Annotated in this window: 14 protein-coding genes and 1 pseudogene; 6 read left to right on the forward strand and 9 right to left on the reverse strand. The window is 63.2% G+C overall.

Features of this window, described 5'->3' with window-relative positions; genetic code table 11:
• Entirely contained in the window at positions 1 to 819 is an 819-nt protein-coding gene (locus tag ACCQ09_RS07650) for a class I SAM-dependent methyltransferase (RefSeq protein WP_184395833.1), read from the forward strand.
• Between the two features lie 21 nt (positions 820 to 840).
• On the opposite strand, the pseudogene ACCQ09_RS07655 reads toward ACCQ09_RS07650, so the two are convergent.
• Positions 841 to 1,595 (reverse strand): annotated as a pseudogene (locus tag ACCQ09_RS07655) (hypothetical protein).
• A 322-nt stretch (positions 1,596 to 1,917) separates the two neighbouring features.
• On the opposite strand from ACCQ09_RS07655, the gene ACCQ09_RS07660 reads away from it, so the two are divergent.
• A complete protein-coding gene (locus tag ACCQ09_RS07660) occupies positions 1,918 to 2,409 on the forward strand; it encodes an acyl-CoA thioesterase (protein ID WP_040942279.1) in 492 nt (163 codons plus the stop codon).
• 158 nt (positions 2,410 to 2,567) lie between these two features.
• On the opposite strand, the gene ACCQ09_RS07665 is transcribed toward ACCQ09_RS07660, so the two are convergent.
• The 8 genes from ACCQ09_RS07665 to ACCQ09_RS07700 form a co-directional block, all read right to left on the reverse strand.
• The gene (locus ACCQ09_RS07665) at positions 2,568 to 4,475 is read right to left on the reverse strand and encodes a sensor histidine kinase (RefSeq protein WP_228427941.1); all 1,908 of its coding nucleotides are present in this window, start codon (positions 4,473 to 4,475) and stop codon (positions 2,568 to 2,570) included.
• A 66-nt stretch (positions 4,476 to 4,541) separates the two neighbouring features.
• Entirely contained in the window at positions 4,542 to 5,900 is a 1,359-nt protein-coding gene (locus ACCQ09_RS07670) for a sigma-54-dependent transcriptional regulator (protein WP_228427942.1), read from the reverse strand.
• 33 nt (positions 5,901 to 5,933) lie between these two features.
• Positions 5,934 to 7,064, reverse strand: a complete 1,131-nt coding sequence (locus tag ACCQ09_RS07675) for an OprO/OprP family phosphate-selective porin (RefSeq protein WP_228427943.1) — start codon at positions 7,062 to 7,064, stop codon at positions 5,934 to 5,936.
• Positions 7,065 to 7,092: 28 nt separating this feature from the next.
• Positions 7,093 to 8,061 (reverse strand): esterase-like activity of phytase family protein, encoded by a 969-nt coding sequence (locus tag ACCQ09_RS07680; protein WP_223645829.1) that lies wholly within the window; start codon positions 8,059 to 8,061, stop codon positions 7,093 to 7,095.
• A 65-nt stretch (positions 8,062 to 8,126) separates the two neighbouring features.
• A complete protein-coding gene (locus tag ACCQ09_RS07685; protein ID WP_012437920.1) occupies positions 8,127 to 9,029 on the reverse strand; it encodes a polyphosphate polymerase domain-containing protein in 903 nt (300 codons plus the stop codon).
• Between the two features lie 10 nt (positions 9,030 to 9,039).
• A complete protein-coding gene (locus ACCQ09_RS07690; RefSeq protein ID WP_011037716.1) occupies positions 9,040 to 9,555 on the reverse strand; it encodes a DUF4956 domain-containing protein in 516 nt (171 codons plus the stop codon).
• 851 nt (positions 9,556 to 10,406) lie between these two features.
• A complete protein-coding gene (locus ACCQ09_RS07695) occupies positions 10,407 to 11,156 on the reverse strand; it encodes a C40 family peptidase (protein WP_012437923.1) in 750 nt (249 codons plus the stop codon).
• 109 nt (positions 11,157 to 11,265) lie between these two features.
• Positions 11,266 to 11,841, reverse strand: a complete 576-nt coding sequence (locus ACCQ09_RS07700; protein ID WP_228427944.1) for a C40 family peptidase — start codon at positions 11,839 to 11,841, stop codon at positions 11,266 to 11,268.
• A gap of 74 nt (positions 11,842 to 11,915) precedes the next feature.
• On the opposite strand from ACCQ09_RS07700, the gene ACCQ09_RS07705 reads away from it, so the two are divergent.
• The 4 genes from ACCQ09_RS07705 to gorA all read left to right on the forward strand — a co-directional run bounded on the left by ACCQ09_RS07705 (position 11,916) and on the right by gorA (position 16,351).
• The gene (locus ACCQ09_RS07705) at positions 11,916 to 12,395 is read left to right on the forward strand and encodes an FKBP-type peptidyl-prolyl cis-trans isomerase (protein WP_011037712.1); all 480 of its coding nucleotides are present in this window, start codon (positions 11,916 to 11,918) and stop codon (positions 12,393 to 12,395) included.
• A gap of 90 nt (positions 12,396 to 12,485) precedes the next feature.
• Positions 12,486 to 13,730: a DUF418 domain-containing protein gene (locus tag ACCQ09_RS07710; RefSeq protein ID WP_228427945.1), complete on the forward strand. Its 1,245-nt coding sequence runs from the start codon at positions 12,486 to 12,488 to the stop codon at positions 13,728 to 13,730.
• Positions 13,731 to 13,733: 3 nt separating this feature from the next.
• Positions 13,734 to 14,984, forward strand: coding sequence for an NAD(P)/FAD-dependent oxidoreductase (locus tag ACCQ09_RS07715; RefSeq protein ID WP_014508273.1), 1,251 nt, complete (start codon positions 13,734 to 13,736; stop codon positions 14,982 to 14,984).
• Positions 14,981 to 16,351: a glutathione-disulfide reductase gene (gene gorA / locus ACCQ09_RS07720; protein ID WP_011037709.1), complete on the forward strand. Its 1,371-nt coding sequence runs from the start codon at positions 14,981 to 14,983 to the stop codon at positions 16,349 to 16,351. Before ACCQ09_RS07715 ends, gorA begins: the two co-directional genes overlap by 4 nt.
• The last annotated feature ends 168 nt before the right edge of the window (positions 16,352 to 16,519 follow it).

The raw sequence follows: 16,519 nt of genomic DNA on the forward strand, positions 1-16,519 counted from the left end.
ATGGAAGACGGGTTTCGCACCGTGCGCGGGCAATTGCAGGCGCTTGCCCCGTTGCATGTCATCGACGGTGTGCTGGTGCAGGACGGCCTGCCCGACGATCCGTTCGAGCAGCAGTACCTGCAGATCCGGCGCAAGGAAGGCCGGCTGTACACCGACGCGCAGGTGCGCAGCCTGCCGCGCCCCGGTGGCGCGCTGGGCAATACGCTTGAATGGCAGGTGCGCGCGCTGTCCAGCAGCCTGCTGGTGCAGCATCTACAAGCGCACACCGGGCATGGCGCCATTCTCGAACTGGGCTGCGGCAATGGCTGGTTGTCGCATCTGCTTGCGCAGTCCCTGCAGCGCGAGGTCTGCGGTGTCGACGTCAACCGCACCGAATTGACCCAGGCCGCGCGCGTCTTCGGCCATGACGCGCGGCTGACATTCGTCGCTGCCGACATCCACACGCTGGTGCTGCCGCGCGATGTATTCGATGTGATCGTGTTGCCCGCCTGTGTGCAGTATTTCAGCGATCCCGCCGCGCTCGTCAGCCGCCTGCTCGGTTGTCTGCGCGAAGGTGGCGAGCTGCACATCCTCGACAGCCCCCTGTACGCCACGCCGCAACGCGGCCGGGAAAGCGCCGCACGCAGCTTGCGTTACTTCACCGACCTGGGATGCCCGGCGCTGGCTGCGCACTATCATCAGCACACCTACGCCAGCTTCGACGGCTTCACCGTGCAGTGGTTGTTCGACCCCCGGCGCGCGGGCACGCGGCTGGGGCGCCTGTTCAAACGGCGGCAGCCGCATTTTCCGTGGTTGTGTCTGCGCAAGCAGGACAACTGACGGTCAGGCAATCGATCGGGGTCAGTGGGCTCGCAGGGCCTCCATCAGCGTGGTGGCCCCCGGGCCTGGTGCTGGGCAACCGCGCCCACCACGATGAAGAAGACGAGCACGCCCAGCAGCGGCCAGATCGTGTGGCGGACGCACAGCCACCACCAGCCCTGGGCCTGGATGCCGCGCATCCGCCGGTACAGCCCGCCGGCCAGCGCCGCGTCCACCAGAAGTTCGGCCATCAGCACCGGTGCCGACCACACCACCCAGACAGCAGCCACCAAGGCGGCTACGGACGCAGCCAGTAGCGCCACGATTGCCAGGACAGGCAATCCCGCATCGCCATCGATGAGGTCCGGAAGTACATCGCCCTCCGAAAGCCCCGAGCTGACTCGTGCGCCCCCTGTGCCGGAACGGCCCGCACCACTGGAGCCGCCACCGCTGGTCCAGCCGGGCGTTGTTGGTGTGCTACCGCCGTCGAGGTCGATGCTGTGATCCAGCAGCTCCTCGTACGCGTCATCCATGTCGTTGCGCCAACGCACCCAGGCCCACATCAGTAGCAAGAACAGGCCATAGGCGGCGAGGGTGGCCAGCGGATAGCGCAGCACCATCGCGTCGATGCCGCCATTGCGCAGCAGGTGCGAGCTCAGCAGCCCGCCACTGGCGGTGATCATCACGATGGCGCTCATCTGCAGCCGTGGCCAGCCGTCGCGTTCCAGGCGCTGGCGTGTCTGCAGGAGGTCGTGGATGTGCCGTTCGGGCATCGCGGTGCGTCCTGCAGCAGGCACGCCTGTGCCGGAATGCGGAGCGTAAGGAGTTTCGCGTGTGCGTGCATGTGCAGGCGCCTATCGATCCTGCGTGGTGGCGAGAACGGGAAAGGCATCCGCGGCGGGCATTCGTCGTTGCAAGTGGTCTTTGTCCAGCCTCCTGCTGGAGGAATGACGGATTCGCTCGCAATGCGCTGGCCTTCTGGTACGTGGAGACGCAGCTTGCGGTCGATGCCACTCAGCGGAATCCAGGCGGGGACGCGGCGCATTGAACGCCACACGATGCCCGCCTGCGCGCACGCACATGTCACACTTCAAGCTCATCCTTTGGCGAGAGACCCCGGTGATTGGCCAACAACGTGATCTGACATTTCGTTTCCTTGCTGAGCCCAGCGACGTCAACTTTGGCGGCAAGGTGCACGGCGGGGTGGTCATGAAGTGGATCGACCAGGTGGGTTTTGCGGCGGCCAGTGGCTGGAGCGGGCATTACTGCGTCACCGTGGCGGTGGGTGGCATCCGCTTCGTGGCGCCGGTGCGCATTGGCGATCTGGTCGCAGTGTCGGCCAAGCTGGTCTACACCGGCCGCAGCAGCATGCATTTCGCCATCGACGTACGCGCGCGCAGCCCGATGGGCGGCGACTCGCGGCTGTGCACCCACTGCATCATCGTGTTCGTGGCGATGGATCCAGACGGCGTCACCCCGGTGGAAGTGCCGTCATGGCGGCCGTCCACACCAGAAGACCAACGCCTGGCCGAATACGCGCTCAAGGTGATGGAACTGAGCAAGGGCATCGAAGACACGATGGCGCATTACCAGGCTGATAGCGGACGCTGACCAGCGGTGGTTATGCGGCCTCGCGTCACCTCTCTGATATTTCTGCGCTGCGCATGAGTGGCGCGTGCACTTATCTCTCGCTGCGCCGGGGAGGGGCAAGCCCCCCCCCCCCCCCCCCGCGGAGGGTGATATAGAGCCGCTCTTCTGCTGAAGATTGGTCAGCCCATGAAGGGTAAACGCATGACCATCACGGCCCCGCCCTCGGGGCTGTTGTGACCAGCGATCGTGCCCTTGTGCTCCTCGACGATGCGCTGAACGATGGCCAGGCCCAAGCCCGTTCCCTTCCGTCGCCTTGTGAAAAACGGGTCGAAGATGAGCGGCAGGTCGTCAGGCGCGAAGCCGCTGCCCGCGTCCTGCACGCGACACTCGACCGATGCGCGCCCATTCTCATCGAGCGTTCGGGCGGTGATAACGACGCGGCTACCGGCCGGCGCATGCTGCACGGCGTTTTCGATCAAATTGACGAATACCTGCAGCATCCGCGCGTGATTGAGCAGCAGCACGCCGTCATAGGAGTCAGCCTGATTGTCGATCACAACGTTCCCGGCGTCGGCAATTGGGGCGCAGATGCGCGTCGCTTCGGCGATGACGTTGCCCAGCCGCCCGGAGCTGAATTCCTCTGTTGGAGGCCTGCCGTACTCAAGGAGATCGGTCATCAGCTTGTTGAGCCTGCGGACCTCGCGGCGCAGCACTTCCTGATGCCTCCCGCCACTTCGGCCTGTGTTGAAAGTCGCCTCCATTGCATCCAGGGTCGATGAGATGCCGAACAGTGGGTTGCGCACCTCATGGGCGACGCCTGCCATCAAGGCACCGACCGCCGCCATCGCCTCGCTGCGTCGCAGTTCGGCCTGCAGCTTTCCGCGTTCGCGCTCGGAGCGCTCGCGTTCCGCAATTTCCTGCCGCAAGTCGGTGACCGTCAACTTCAGTTTCTGCTCGCTTTCCTCCAACAGTGCCTTGGAGACCGTGCTCTCTTGTAGCCGCGTCACCATCAGGTTGAACTGCCGTGCGAGGTCATCGAACTCGTCTTTACCTCGTTCGACGATACGGTAGTGAAGGTCGCCCGCGCCGATGGCTTTGGTTCCCGATGCCAGCTTTCGTAACGGTCTGACGATCGACAGAATCAGCAGCGCGCCAACCAGTAGCGCGACGATCAGATACAGCGGGATTGCATAGCCCAGCATGTTCAGTACCCGTACCGCGATGCGGTCTGCCTCTTTCTGTGGCGCGGTCAACCCCTTCGCCGCAAGCGGCTCTATCTCTTCATCGGAGACATCGTCCATGTGGTTTTGTAATCGAACAAAGTCGCTGGCAAGCGCGGTCATGGCATCTTCGCCGGTCAGCAGTGCGTCCACTCCGCGCTTGACCTGCACGTGCAAGGCTTCCACCTCACTGGCTAGGCGACGCTCCCGTGCCTGCAACGGCAGCTGGCGATACCCTGCAATTGCCCGATCGAGCTTGGCGGCTCTCTCCAGTAACTGGCGCGTCGTCAGTGCTGTTGGCCGACGCTCATAGGCGGACAGCCAGAAGCCCAGCTTTGCCGCCTCTGCTTCCACGTTGGCAAGTGCGGCAAGGGTTCGGCGTCGCATCGGTTCGGGCGTGGGGGCCACGTGCAGGATCTGCTGGTTGACGAGGGCATCGATGTCTCCCAGTAGCCCGTTGACCTTCTCGAACGTGACATCAAGACCGTCGCGTTTATCCATCAAGGTGGCGCCGATCCGTGTGAGATTGTCGAAGTCCCTTGCCAGGTGACGACCCAATTCGATTTCCCGCCTGGTGCTACTCAACTGCATGTAGTTCGCGTGGTACTGGGAAAAGTCTGCGCTGTCGTTAGAGGTTTCTGCGCGCACATCCGGCAACGGCTGTGCGACGTACTGCAGTACGCCGAAGGCATATTCGCCAACATTTTTTTCCATCTCGAGCGCTGCAATGCTGAAAGGCGCATCGACCTGCTCCAGCCTTGTCAGATGGCCCACGACATCAGCCAGGCCGCGGTACACGTATAGCATCGACATCACGCCGAAAAGAACGATGACCGTGATGCCCGCATAGATTCTTGCCTTGACCATGTGGCGCTCCTGCTCCCGTCGGGTGGCATTGCCGTGCTGATGCGCCATAGGACAGCGTGAGCCGGATCAGTCAGGATCACCCGGCGCTGCCGCAATCCCATGCAACTTGATCTTCTGGTAAAGCGTACTGCGTGGAACGCCGAGCCGCAGCGAGGCCTGCTCGACCTTGCCGCCCACGTCGTGCAGGACGCGCTTGATGTGTTGCCGTTCAATCTGTTGCAAGGTGAGATTGAGATCGCCTGCGTGTGCATCCTGTGCCGATGTCGACTCAAAGCGAAGGTCGCGCCGGGTGATGGTGTTGTCATTGCAGAGCAATGCTGCGCGCTCAAGCACATTACGGAGCTCACGGATATTGCCGGGCCACGCATACTCGCGCAGCGCCAGCGCGGCGTCATCGGTCAACTGCGGCGTACGGCTGGGGTCGGCCAACGAGCGTGCGAGGAGCCTGCGTGCAAGCGGCACGATATCTTCCTTGCGATCACGCAACGCAGGCATCGTCAATGGAATGCTGCTGATGCGGAAGTACAGATCACTCCGAAATGTGCCTTCTTTCACCTTGCTGGCAAGATCATGATGCGTGGCCGCAATCAGCCGGATGTCGACTTCGCGTTCCCGTACTGCGCCCAGACGACGGAAGCGCTTTTCCTCCAGCACCTTGAGCAGTTTGGGTTGGACGCGGGGGTCGACATCACCGATCTCATCGAGGAAGACGGTGCCGCCATCGGCGATCTCGAGCATTCCCTGCTTGCTCGCGGTCGCACCTGTAAATGCGCCTTTCTCGTGGCCGAATAGTTCCGTCTCCAGAAAGTCGGGCGACAGGCCCGCGCAATTGAGATCAACGAAGGCCTCGTCTGCGCGCATGCCATGATGGTGCAGCCATTTGGCGAGCAGGCTCTTGCCCGTGCCGGTTTCGCCCAGGATGAGGATCGGGCTGTCGGTGTGCATTACTTTGCTCGCCTGCTCAGCCAGGTCCCGGATTGCAGGGCTGCCGCCAGACAGTGGGTTGACCCGCTCCCGCCTGTCACGGGTCGCTACCACCTGCTGCTGTCGCTGCAGCCGTCGTGTGGCCAGCAGGCGCTTGAGGATCACATGCAGCGCAGGCATTTCGATGGGCTTGGTCAAGAACTGCTCTGCGCCCTCCTTGACGGCTTGCACTGCCAGGTCGATCGACCCATACGCCGTCAAGACAATCATCGGCACATCTGCATCGATTTGCCGAAAGTCACGGAGCAGGTCGATGGCGCTGCCGTCATGCAGACGGTAATCAATGACCGCAACATCTGGTGGCGAAGCTTGAAAGAGTTCGCGCGCGCGTTGGCAACTGTCAGCATCTACAACGCCATAGCCCCGCGACTCCAGGAAGTCTCGCATGCCAAAACGAATGCTGTCCTCGTCATCGACAATGAGTATTCGGGTTCTTGCCAAGGTTGCCTCCACGGTGGGCTGCGCGGTACGGGCTTAAAACGCCAGCTGCGCACGCATCAACAGAATCTGCGGGCTGTCTGCCTTGCCCCGACGTTCGCTGTGCACGTCGATGTAGTTGAGCATGATACGCAGGTGCTTGCTGGCGTAGTAGTTCACGCCCAGGGTGAGATTGTCTTCTTCGCCGCCCCGTACGTGCGCGTTGTCCAGATCCAGATGGCTGTACCGCGCGGTCACTTCCCAGGCACCGCCCGGCCGTTGGACGGGGACACCTTTGAATCTGCCGCTGCTGTACTGACGCGACTCGCCTGTGAGCACCCAACTCCCCATCACATACCAGCCTTCCAGCGTTGCATCCGTGCCGATGCCTTTGCGTTTGATCGCGGTCTGCATCCACTCTGCCTGTAAGGAGAGTGGGCCGGATTTCGCCGCAGCTTCCAGCCCGAGCCTGCCCACGTGGGTGACGTCGACCAGATCGCCCGTATTCAAGAATCTGACGTCCAGTGCACGAGATTCCGGACGCGCAGTGAACTTGACCTCACCGGTAGGGCGCTCGACCACCGCAGCAATACCAAGATGCAGTACGGTGTTGCCGCCGCCTGCATAAATCGGTGTGACAGTCGCGCGCGCAGCAAGGCCGCGTCCACGTTCGCGACCACCGAACGAGGAGCCGAACCCCATCACAGATACCGAGTAGTGATCGCGGTTTCTGCTCACTTCCGCGCCGAGCCGCCGGGACGGAGCGAACGCGTCGGTCGACAAGGCGCGCTCAATGAAGCTGATGGCATTCGAACTGTTCAATTCCTCCAGCCCGAACGGCACCTTGGTTTGGCCAACGTTGAGATCGGCCTGCTTCCAGCCGTCGTAGTGCAACGTGATGTCGGTGAAGCCTTCCTTGAAGTCGCCGTCCTTGACGGTGCCGGTGTTTGTCAGCGCATAGACATTGGCGAAGTCGTACGCCAGTTCAAACGACCAGTCACTGGTGAGCTTGCCGTCCATATCCAGGCGAGCGCGCCGCAGCAGCATGCCATTGTCCAGCTGCCTGACATCGGCGTTGTACCGCGCATAGTCCAGGTGCAGTCGCCCGCCAACCGTGACCTCCACTGCCGCAGCCTCCGACATGGCGCCCAGGCAGGCCATGAGTGCGACCAGTAGAGTGGTTTTCATGGGTGCACGAGCTCCGTACGATCCATGCTCATGGCCGTGTGAGCAGCACAAAGGTCGTGCCGTGAGTGACCAGTCCGCCGTTGTCGCTTGCGAGCAGAACATGCCGCGCATCCAGCAACGTCATGCCCTCAATATTGTCCGGCCCGACCGGCAGCACGATAATCGTCTGGCTCGCACATTGTTGGTCTCTCGTGCAGTTGGAAAGGTCCACGCGGCGCACGCTCGCCGACAGCGCGTCCTTCGCTCCTTGTCGGCTTCGCTCAAGAACAAGCAGCGAGCCATCGGGCAGGACGTCCATTCCCTTAAGCCGGCTGTCTGGCGCTTGGCGCACGAAGGACCAATGCCCGCCAATTGCGTAAAGTGCGTGTTGATCCTGCGGTTGCTGCAACAGTGGAGACTCGGGCGCAGTGATCAGGCCATGCGCTGGATGGATAGCCAACGATTCCAGGCCGCGTCCCTTTTTGCGATAGTTGTTGAGGTCGTCGGCTGGTGGTGGCACGGGCAGATTGCCCAGCACCGTGCCATCTGGACTGAAGCGGACAATCTTGGGCAGAGTGCCTTCCAGCGACGCAATGAGCTCTGTATCGCCAGGGATGCCGTTTGTGGCATTCACCAGCGTCAATCCCTCTGCGTTGAATGCCTCGGGCGTGCCACCTGCAAGGTGCGGGTCCGCCAGGGGCGCAGCGCGAATTGGCTGGATGTCGGCGATCGCATCGCCATCGAGCGTGAGACGGAAGTGAAACACGTAGCCCGTGTCGGAGACCGCGTACAGCAGCTCTTCGTCGGCATCCCAGGCCAGGCCGGAAAGCTCGGTCAGATGAATGTCGCCAACCATCGCTGTGGGAGGAAATGTGAAACGGGTGGATGCGGCTTGCATCGGGCCGGGTTGCGGATGTACTCGCTCAGCATGACCGGTCGCCACATCTGCGTCCTGATTGCACGCAGTCAAAAAGGCCCCGGCGGCCAGGATGATGGCCAGCAGTGTTTTAGGATGCATGCGCAAAACCTTTCGAAGAGTAGAGGCTTGTTGGGCAGGCACTTGCCTGGCGGGCGGCTATGCGGTCATGTCGGCGGTGTATCGCGCGTTGGCACCGCGTCAAGCTTGCGCAGTGCCGGTAGCAGCTTGTTGTACTTGGAGACCTTGCGCAGCGCAGCCAGGCTGACGCAGTACTTGGAGGCACTGTTGGTGGGGTGCTGGTGCAGGGCGCGGAGAATCTTGTCGGCAATGCCATTGGCGTTGCCCGATTTGGTTTCGACGATCACCAATTCTTCGCCAACGCGATAGGTTCCGGTCCCGTCCATGAACACCATGCTGCGGTCGATGGTCATCCGTTCGCCGCCTTCCTTGGCAACCAGCGTCATCCTGCGATAGCGCATCGATACGATCGGCTCGAGCGTTTGTGTGAGCTCGCGCGCGTAGAGGTCGCGGTAGGCTGCACGAATCCGTGCCTCTGTCTGTGGATCAAGGCGGCCGTACTGGTCTGGCGCGCAGGCAATCCGCTGCTTTTCAGTCTGTCCGCGTTTTCCTTTCAGTTTGATTTCCGCAAAGCACAGCTGTGCGTCGACATAGTTACGCATCCGGATCTTGCAGCGCTGGCGCCTGCCACGGTGGTGATCGAAGTAGCTGGTGTGGGCGGGGTCGTCGAAGTAGCAGGTGTCGTAGCGGAAGTCGCGCTTGCCATCGATCTCCAGCATGTCGAATTGCCTTGCCAGCTCCGGCCAGGCAGGCGCGAGGCGATGCTGATGCACGACATATTTGTTATCGCGTCGCACCAGCATCGACGCAGTTTCGTTGAGCCGTGCCAGACCAATGGCGCGAAAGTCGCCACCCTGGCTGACATCAGGGAGGGCCGTGTCGCCGCCGTCGCCTTGTGGGTTGTACTGTATGGCGTTTGCCGGGGTGATCACCGGTATGGGTGATGCGAACCGGTATGAAAGTGCGGCGCTGTTGATGTGCCTGTGCATGGTGGCCTCCTCAACGTTTGCGATAAAAGACGCGCATGCTGACCGTGTCATTGAGGTAATCAATGGCGCGGACTTCATAGGTCACCACCTCAACGCCAAGGCGCTCGGCAATGTTGGCGTTCATCACCTTGGGGTCGGAAAGTGCGTGAGCGTGGATCTGATCGAACGTGATCTTGATGTTCTCGACCGAATGCACGATCCGCGGGTGGTCGAAGACATAGGCGCCCAGCAAGACCAGCACCACCGTTGCAGCAATGAGCGGAAGCGTGGTGCCTTGCACGGAGCAGATCACCGCGACCGCCACACTGCCGAAGAAGTAGGTGATCTCGATCTTGGTGATCGGCTCGGATCGCAATGTAAACAAAGCGAGAATCGCGAACAGCCCGAAGCCTGCAGCGACACTGAATTCGACGCTCGACAAGATGGTGAGGACGGCGAAGACAAAGATGTTGAAGAGCGCCGCGGCGGTGACGAGTTCTTTGTCCTGATGGCGCCGGTAATACATGCCGAAGATCAGCACGAGCACGGCTGCGATGTCGATACAGAATCGCGCGAGCAATTCAAACAGTGGTGTGTGTATGAAAGTGGATAGCAAGGCCCTGCTCCGATAGAGGCGAAATGCCGCGTTCGGAGTGACCTAAGCAGAACCCGTGCCAAGCGTGCTGTACAAGACAGGCGATGGCCTGAGAGACAATAAAATCAGGGGGATGCGGTGGTGTGGCCGCTCTTCTCATGTGCGCCGCCGACTACTTTCGTCGCGACTAATTCCAGAGACTGGTCCAGGATCTGGATTCCATACAGCGTGGACACCTCAGTGCTGTCTGGGTCCGTTGTCGGGTGCGGGCGCAGGCCTAGCCGGTACGGATCCAGAGCGTCTTACACCACGGCCGCAGTACATCGCTTGGGCCAACATCGTGGCCTATGCACCCTGGCGGGTAATCGCCACGGCATTGCTTGGTCGGGTGCGTGGCTGCCTTACCCGTGCGGCTGCGTTCTTGGAAGCAGCAAGCCTGCAGCCCACAGGGCGGTGCGGGGCATCACGAGTGCACTGTATCGACCCTGGCCGGAGTCCCTTGCAGGTGTCGAGGAGCCAGCGCTTCTCGCGCCAAGGCCTTCGGTATGCGCTCAGACAACGCAGATGCGTGAACGAGGGCTTTGCCGATGGGTCAGGCTGTTGCTTTGTAGGCATGCGCTGCGCGGATGACTTGGCCGTGTCCAATCATCCCGCGCACAAGCGCAGCCCAGCTAGCGTTACGTCGCTGACCAACTTCCCTGGGCCTTCCAAGTCGAGCCCTGGGTCGTGCGCAAACGTCGGCGGGGCGAAAAAAAACCGCGGCAAGGCCGCGGCTTTCCGTGTTTATGCAGCCGGTCGGGCAATCAGAGCACGCGACGCGCCTGGATGAACTTTTCGCTCCAGTAGCCGCTGGCCAGCGAATCCACGCGCACGTCCTTGCCGCGGCTCGGCGCGTGCAGGAACTTGCCGTCGCCGACCACTAGGCCGACATGATCGATGCGGCCGCGGCGGCCGAAGAACACCAGGTCGCCGGCCTTGAGCGCGTGCGGGTCCTTGATCAGTTCGGCGGTTTCATCGCGGGCGATATCACGGGAGACGCGCGGCAGTTCGATGCCCAGCGCAGTCTTGAACACGTAACCGACCAGGCCGCTGCAATCGAAGCCTTCGGTGGACTCGCCACCCCAGACGTACGGCGTGCCCAGCAGGGCCATTGCGCGCTGCAGGATCACCTGGACCTTGCTGTCGGCCACGGCGTTCTGTGCCGCGTTGGCGGCGCTCTGCGAGACGTCGTAGTTGGCGAGCAGGCGGCTGAGGTCGCCAGCGAACATCGCCGAGCGGTCCATCAGGGGAATGGCGTCGTTGGCAGCCAGGTGCGGAAGCAGGGCGGCCAGCGTTGCAGTGGCAGCGGCATCGGCGCGGCTGCGGGTGGCGGCTTTCTCAGCGGCGACGGCGCTTTCAGATGCGGTCGCAGGCGGAACGGAAGAGGGGATTGGGGCGGTCTGTGCCAGGGCGGGAAGTGCTGCGAGCCAGAGCGCGGTGGCGCACAACAGGCGGAGCGGTTTCCGGGGCGGATGCGGTGCGGCGCCAGGGTTGAGCTGTTCGTCGTTCGTCACGCGGGAATCACAATTCTGCTGTCGATGCGGGATGATGCCTTGGTGAAAGGTTCGTTACGTTCAAAAAACGTTAACTTTCCGTTTTATGACTTGTTACGCACGTCACATTTCAATGTAAAACCCGCTTTGAACCTGAATAATGGTCACGCCAGTAAGCCCCGTCGAGGAAATCCAAGCGGACGGTACCGCCGCTGCTTGGGGCGTGCACGAAGCGGCCTTCACCGACGTAAATGCCGACGTGGCTCACGCTTCCACTGGAGCCAAAAAAGACCAGATCGCCAGTTGACAATTTTTCCGCTGGAATTTTTGGCCCCTGCACGGCGGCCAGGTCATGCGAGGTCCTGGGCAATGAGAGCGCCAGCACGTCTTTGTAGACATAGGTGACAAGCCCGCTGCAGTCGAAGCCGCTCTCCGGCGTGTTGCCGCCATACCGGTACGGCGTGCCGACCAGGCCCAGGGCGCGCATGAGGATGTTGTTGGCGGCAGCGGGGTTGGCCGGCGGTACCTGAGGCCAGACGCGTGCGGTGGCAGGTGCTGGCGCCGGGCGGCGGACGGGTGCCTGCGAGCAGGCGGCCAGCAGCGACAGACCCAGCATCAGGCAGGCCGCGGCGGTGCGGGGACGAACGGCAGCAACTGGCGTGATAGGCATCGAGCCGGGATAATGGGCGGTTACGAAGGTCGCCATGATGGCGGCGCACTCGACGGCCTACAAGCCGTCCTCAACCGTCTGCCACCGGGCAGCCCCATTCAGAGCCAGGCATGAAGATCGAAAAAGACAGCGTCGTCCGCTTCCATTACACCGTTTCCGAGCTCGGCCAGGAGCCGATCGAAAGCTCCAAGGAGCGCGACCCGTTGGCGATCCTGATCGGCCACGGCAACATCATCCCGGGCCTGGAAGCGGCCATGATGGACAAGGAAGCCGGCGAGAGCTTCGGCGTCGACGTCAAGGCGACCGAGGCTTACGGCGAATACCGCGAAGGCCTGAGCCAGCGCGTGCCCAAGAAGCACTTCGGCGCCACCAAGCTGGTGCCGGGCACGCAGGTGGTGCTGCAGACCAACTTCGGCCCGCGTGCGGTGACGGTGCAGAAGGTCGGCATGAGCGTGGTCGATGTGGATCTCAACCACCCGATGGCCGGCAAGGACCTGCACTTCGACGTGGAAATCATCGAAGTGCGCGAAGCCACCCAGGAAGAGCGTGACCACGGCCATGTGCACGGCGACGGTGGTCACCACCACTGAGTCACCGCTGTGCATCCTGACGGCCCGCCTCTTCGGCGGGCCGTTTGCATTGTGCGACCTGCTGTGTCGCCTGCCGTTACCCGGGTTTCGATGACCGAGCGTTCTGTATTGTTGCCAATTGCCGCGACCGAGCGGATTGCGGTGCTGGATGTGCTGCGCGGTTTCGCGCTGCTGGGCATCTTGCTGATGAACATCGAAGGCTTCGTCGGCCCGCTGGACCTGGCGGTGACCGGCGTCGATCCGCACTGGCATGGCCTGGGCCGCGTGGTCGATGCGCTGACCTATGTATTCGTGCAGGGCAAGTTCTACACCTTGTTCTCGCTGTTGTTCGGCATGGGGTTCGCGGTGATGGCGCAACGCGCCCAGCAGGCGCAGCGCCCGTTCCTGGGCATGTATCTGCGCCGCAGTGCCGGCCTGCTGGTGATCGGTCTTGCCCATGCGGTGCTGCTGTGGTCGGGCGATGTGCTGGTGACCTATGCGCTGCTGGCGCTGCTGTTGCTGGCCACCCGCTCCGTGCCCACGGCCACGCTGCCGTGGTTTGCGGTGTTCGTGTACCTGTGTGCGCCGGGGTTGATCCTGCTCTATGGCGCGGTGGGTGCGCTGGCCCAGGCGGATCCCGCCGCCGCGGCCGAGTGGAACGCGGCGATGCGCGAGGTGGCGCAGCAGGCGGTGGCCAATGTGCAGGCGCAGCGCAGTGCGCTGGGCAGCGGCACCTATGTGCAGGCCACCGTGCAGCGTTGGCACGATCTGCGCGAGGCCTTGATCGCGCTGACCATCAACGGCCCGGCCATGCTCGGGATGTTCCTGCTGGGTGGCTGGTTTGTGCGCAGCGGGGCGATTGCCGCGCCCGAGCGCTTCGTGCGTCTGTTCGGTTGGCTGCGTTACGGCGTGTTGCCACTGGGGCTGGCGCTGATGCTGGCGAGCTACCGGCTGGAGCCGTGGATGGACCCGGCCCGGCTGGATCTGCGGCTGTCGTTGGCGTTCGCGCTGGCACTGCTGGGCGGGGCGATGATGTGCCTGGGCTATGCGGCCTGGGTGATGCGTTTTGCAGCGCAGCTGCGCTGGCTGGCACCGGCCGGGCGCATGGCCTTGAGCAACTATCTGCTGCAGTCGCTGCTGTGTACGAGCATCTTCTACGGCTATGGCCTGGGCTATTTCGAACAGTTGCCACGTGCGTGGCAACCGCCATTTGCGCTGCTGCTCTTTGCAGTGCAGGTGGCCCTGAGCCACCTGTGGTTACGCTGGTTCCGCTTCGGTCCGGTGGAGTGGCTGTGGCGCTGCGTGACCTACCTGCAGGTGCCGCCACTGCGGCGTCATGCTGGCGCTGCGGGCTGACGCATGAGCAACGCACGCGTGGATGTGGTGGTCATCGGCGCCGGTGCAATCGGGCTGGCCACCGCGCGTGCGTTGGTCGGTGCCGGCCGGCAGGTGCAGGTGCTTGATGCCGGCGCGATCGGCGGGGCAACCTCGTATGGCAACTGCGGCACCATCACGCCCAGCCATGCGCCGCCGCTGGCAGCGCCGGGCATGCTTGGCCAGGCGCTGAAATGGATGTTCACGCCGGATGCGCCGCTGTACATCCCGCCGCGGCTGGATCCCACGCTGTGGCGTTGGTTATGGCGCTTTGCACGGCGCTGCAATCAGCGCGATTGGCGGGCCAGCGTGCAGGCGCGCGCTGCGCTGCTACACGATGCACGCCTGCGGCTTGCCCACTGGATCGAACGCGACGGGCTGGACTGCGAATTCCGCAGCGATGGCTTGGACTATGTATTCGGCGATGCGCGCAGGTTCGAACATTACCGTGCCGAATGCGCAGCGTTGGCGCAGTGGGGTATCCAGGCACAGGCCATCGACGGCGAAGACTATGTGCGGGACGACCCCGCCTTTCGCCAGGGGATTGCCGGCGCGATCCACTTCCCCGGCGATGCGCATCTGCGCCCCGAACGCTACACCGCCGAGCTGGCACGCGTGCTGCGCGCACGTGGCGGCGTGATCCAGGAACACTGCCGTGTGCACGCCGTGCGTCCGGATGCGCAGGGCGTGTGCCTGCACACCGCGCACGGACAACTGCATGCGCGCGAGGTGGTGATCGCCACCGGGCCGTGGTCGCCGCAACTTGCTGCACAACTGGGGCTACGGCTGCCGGTGCAGGCCGGCAAGGGGTATTCGATCACCTATAGCGCGCCGGCGCAGATGCCAAAACGCCCGGTGGTGCTGAAGGATCGTTGGGTGTTCGTGGTGCCATGGCGCGACCGCCTGCGGATCGGCAGCACCATGGAATTCTCCGGCCACAACAGCCAACTCAACGCGACACGCCTGGCAGCGCTGGAGCGCGCGGCAGCGCAATTCCTGCATGCGCCGAAAGGCCCTGTCGAAATCGAACGCTGGTATGGATGGCGCCCGATGACCTGGGACGATGTGCCGGTGTTGGGCGCGGTGCCGCGCAGTCCTCACGTCTGGCTCGCGGCCGGCCATGGCATGCTCGGCATCAGCATGAGTACTGCAAGTGGACAACTGATGGCCGACCTGATCACCGGGCGCGCACCCGCGCTGGACCCGCATCCCTACCGCGCAGAGCGTTTTGCATGAGCGCACGTTACGACTACGACGTGGTGGTGCTGGGCGGTGGCTCCGGTGGTCTTGCCGCGGCATTCCGCGCAGCCAAGCATGGCGCGCGCGTGGCGATCATGGAGCCGGGCGAGCTCGGCGGAACCTGCGTCAATCTCGGCTGCGTGCCGAAGAAGGCGATGTGGTTGGCGGCCGATCTGGCGAGCAAGATCGAACTGGCCGGTGCACTCGGGTTTGATGTGGTGCGCCCGACCTTGACCTGGCAGGAACTGGTCACCCACCGGCAGGGCTACATCGGCAATATCCACGCCAGTTACCGGCGCCGCCTCGACGATGATGGTGTGGTGCTGATCCCGCAGCGTGGCGTGTTGCAGGACCGGCATACCTTGATGGGCGCCGACGGCGTCCCCGTCACTGCCGAGCACATCGTCATTGCCACAGGTGCACATCCATTGCGCCCGCACGTGGAGGGCGCCGAGCATGGTCATGTGTCCGACGACTTCTTCAACCTCTGCCATGCGCCGGACCATGTGGCCATCGTTGGAGGCGGCTACATCGCGGTGGAGATTGCGGGGCTGTTGCAGGCGCTTGGCAGCCGCGTGCATCTGTTCGTGCAGGGCGAGCGGTTGCTGGAACGCTTCGACGCCGAACTCACGTTGCAGCTGGCCGATAACCTGCGCCATCTCGGCGTGCGCCTGCACTTCGGTTTCCGCACCACCGGTGTGCAGCGCGATGACACGGGCAAGCTACGCATGCGTGGCCACAGTGCGCATCCGGGCGAGTTGGGCAACGATGTCTTTGACCAGGTTTTCTTTGCGATTGGCCGCCGTGCCAACACCGCCGGGCTGGGCCTGGAAGCGCTCGGCGTGGAACTCGGTAAGAAGGGCGAAATCGTCGTGGACGACGGCCAGACCACCAACGTGCCCAACATCCATGCGGTAGGCGATGTGGACGGCAAGGTTGGGCTGACGCCGGTGGCGATCGCGGCGGGGCGCAAGTTGATGGATCGCCTGTTCGGTGGTCAGCCGGATGCGCGCATGGATTACGACAACGTGCCCAGCGTGGTGTTTTCGCACCCGCCGCTGGGTGCGGTGGGCCTCACCGAAGAGCAGGCGCGTGAGCGCTACGACGGTGCGGTGCGCGTGTACCGCAGCAACTTCCGCCCGATGTTGCACGCATTGGCCGATGCGCCGCAGCGCAGCGTGTTCAAGCTGGTGTGCGTGGGCGAGGAAGAGCGCGTGGTCGGCGTGCACCTGCTCGGCGAAAGCGCCGACGAGATGCTGCAGGGCTTTGCGGTGGCGGTCAAAATGGGCGCCACCAAGCGCGACTTCGACGAGACCGTGGCGATTCATCCCACCTCATCGGAAGAAATTGTGTTGATGCATTGAGCACTGCATGTTGGCCGCATGCGTTTGCGGTGGCCGCGTGGCAATCAGCGCAGAGGTCAGTCCCGGCACGTTGTTGCTCTGGCAAAGCTGCAGGTCTCTCAGCAGCCCAGCAAGGCGTTGTTGTCCGATGGTGTGTGGTGCCTTATCACACGAGCGCGCAGCTGGCCT

It is taken from the genome of Xanthomonas sp. NCPPB 2586 (assembly GCF_041475775.2).
GTDB lineage: Bacteria > Pseudomonadota > Gammaproteobacteria > Xanthomonadales > Xanthomonadaceae > Xanthomonas > Xanthomonas campestris.

What these genes read in the sequence shown, in the direction of transcription:
- ACCQ09_RS07650 (WP_184395833.1), top strand. Translation starts at nt 1, where the DNA reads ATGGAAGACGGGTTTCGCACCGTGCGCGGGCAATTGCAGGCGCTTGCC.
- ACCQ09_RS07685 (WP_012437920.1), bottom strand. Translation starts at nt 9,029, where the DNA reads ATGCACAGGCACATCAACAGCGCCGCACTTTCATACCGGTTCGCATCA.
- ACCQ09_RS07715 (WP_014508273.1), top strand. Translation starts at nt 13,734, where the DNA reads ATGAGCAACGCACGCGTGGATGTGGTGGTCATCGGCGCCGGTGCAATC.
- ACCQ09_RS07700 (WP_228427944.1), bottom strand. Translation starts at nt 11,841, where the DNA reads ATGGCGACCTTCGTAACCGCCCATTATCCCGGCTCGATGCCTATCACG.
- ACCQ09_RS07675 (WP_228427943.1), bottom strand. Translation starts at nt 7,064, where the DNA reads ATGAAAACCACTCTACTGGTCGCACTCATGGCCTGCCTGGGCGCCATG.
- ACCQ09_RS07705 (WP_011037712.1), top strand. Translation starts at nt 11,916, where the DNA reads ATGAAGATCGAAAAAGACAGCGTCGTCCGCTTCCATTACACCGTTTCC.
- gorA (WP_011037709.1), top strand. Translation starts at nt 14,981, where the DNA reads ATGAGCGCACGTTACGACTACGACGTGGTGGTGCTGGGCGGTGGCTCC.
- ACCQ09_RS07680 (WP_223645829.1), bottom strand. Translation starts at nt 8,061, where the DNA reads ATGCATCCTAAAACACTGCTGGCCATCATCCTGGCCGCCGGGGCCTTT.
- ACCQ09_RS07665 (WP_228427941.1), bottom strand. Translation starts at nt 4,475, where the DNA reads ATGGTCAAGGCAAGAATCTATGCGGGCATCACGGTCATCGTTCTTTTC.
- ACCQ09_RS07710 (WP_228427945.1), top strand. Translation starts at nt 12,486, where the DNA reads ATGACCGAGCGTTCTGTATTGTTGCCAATTGCCGCGACCGAGCGGATT.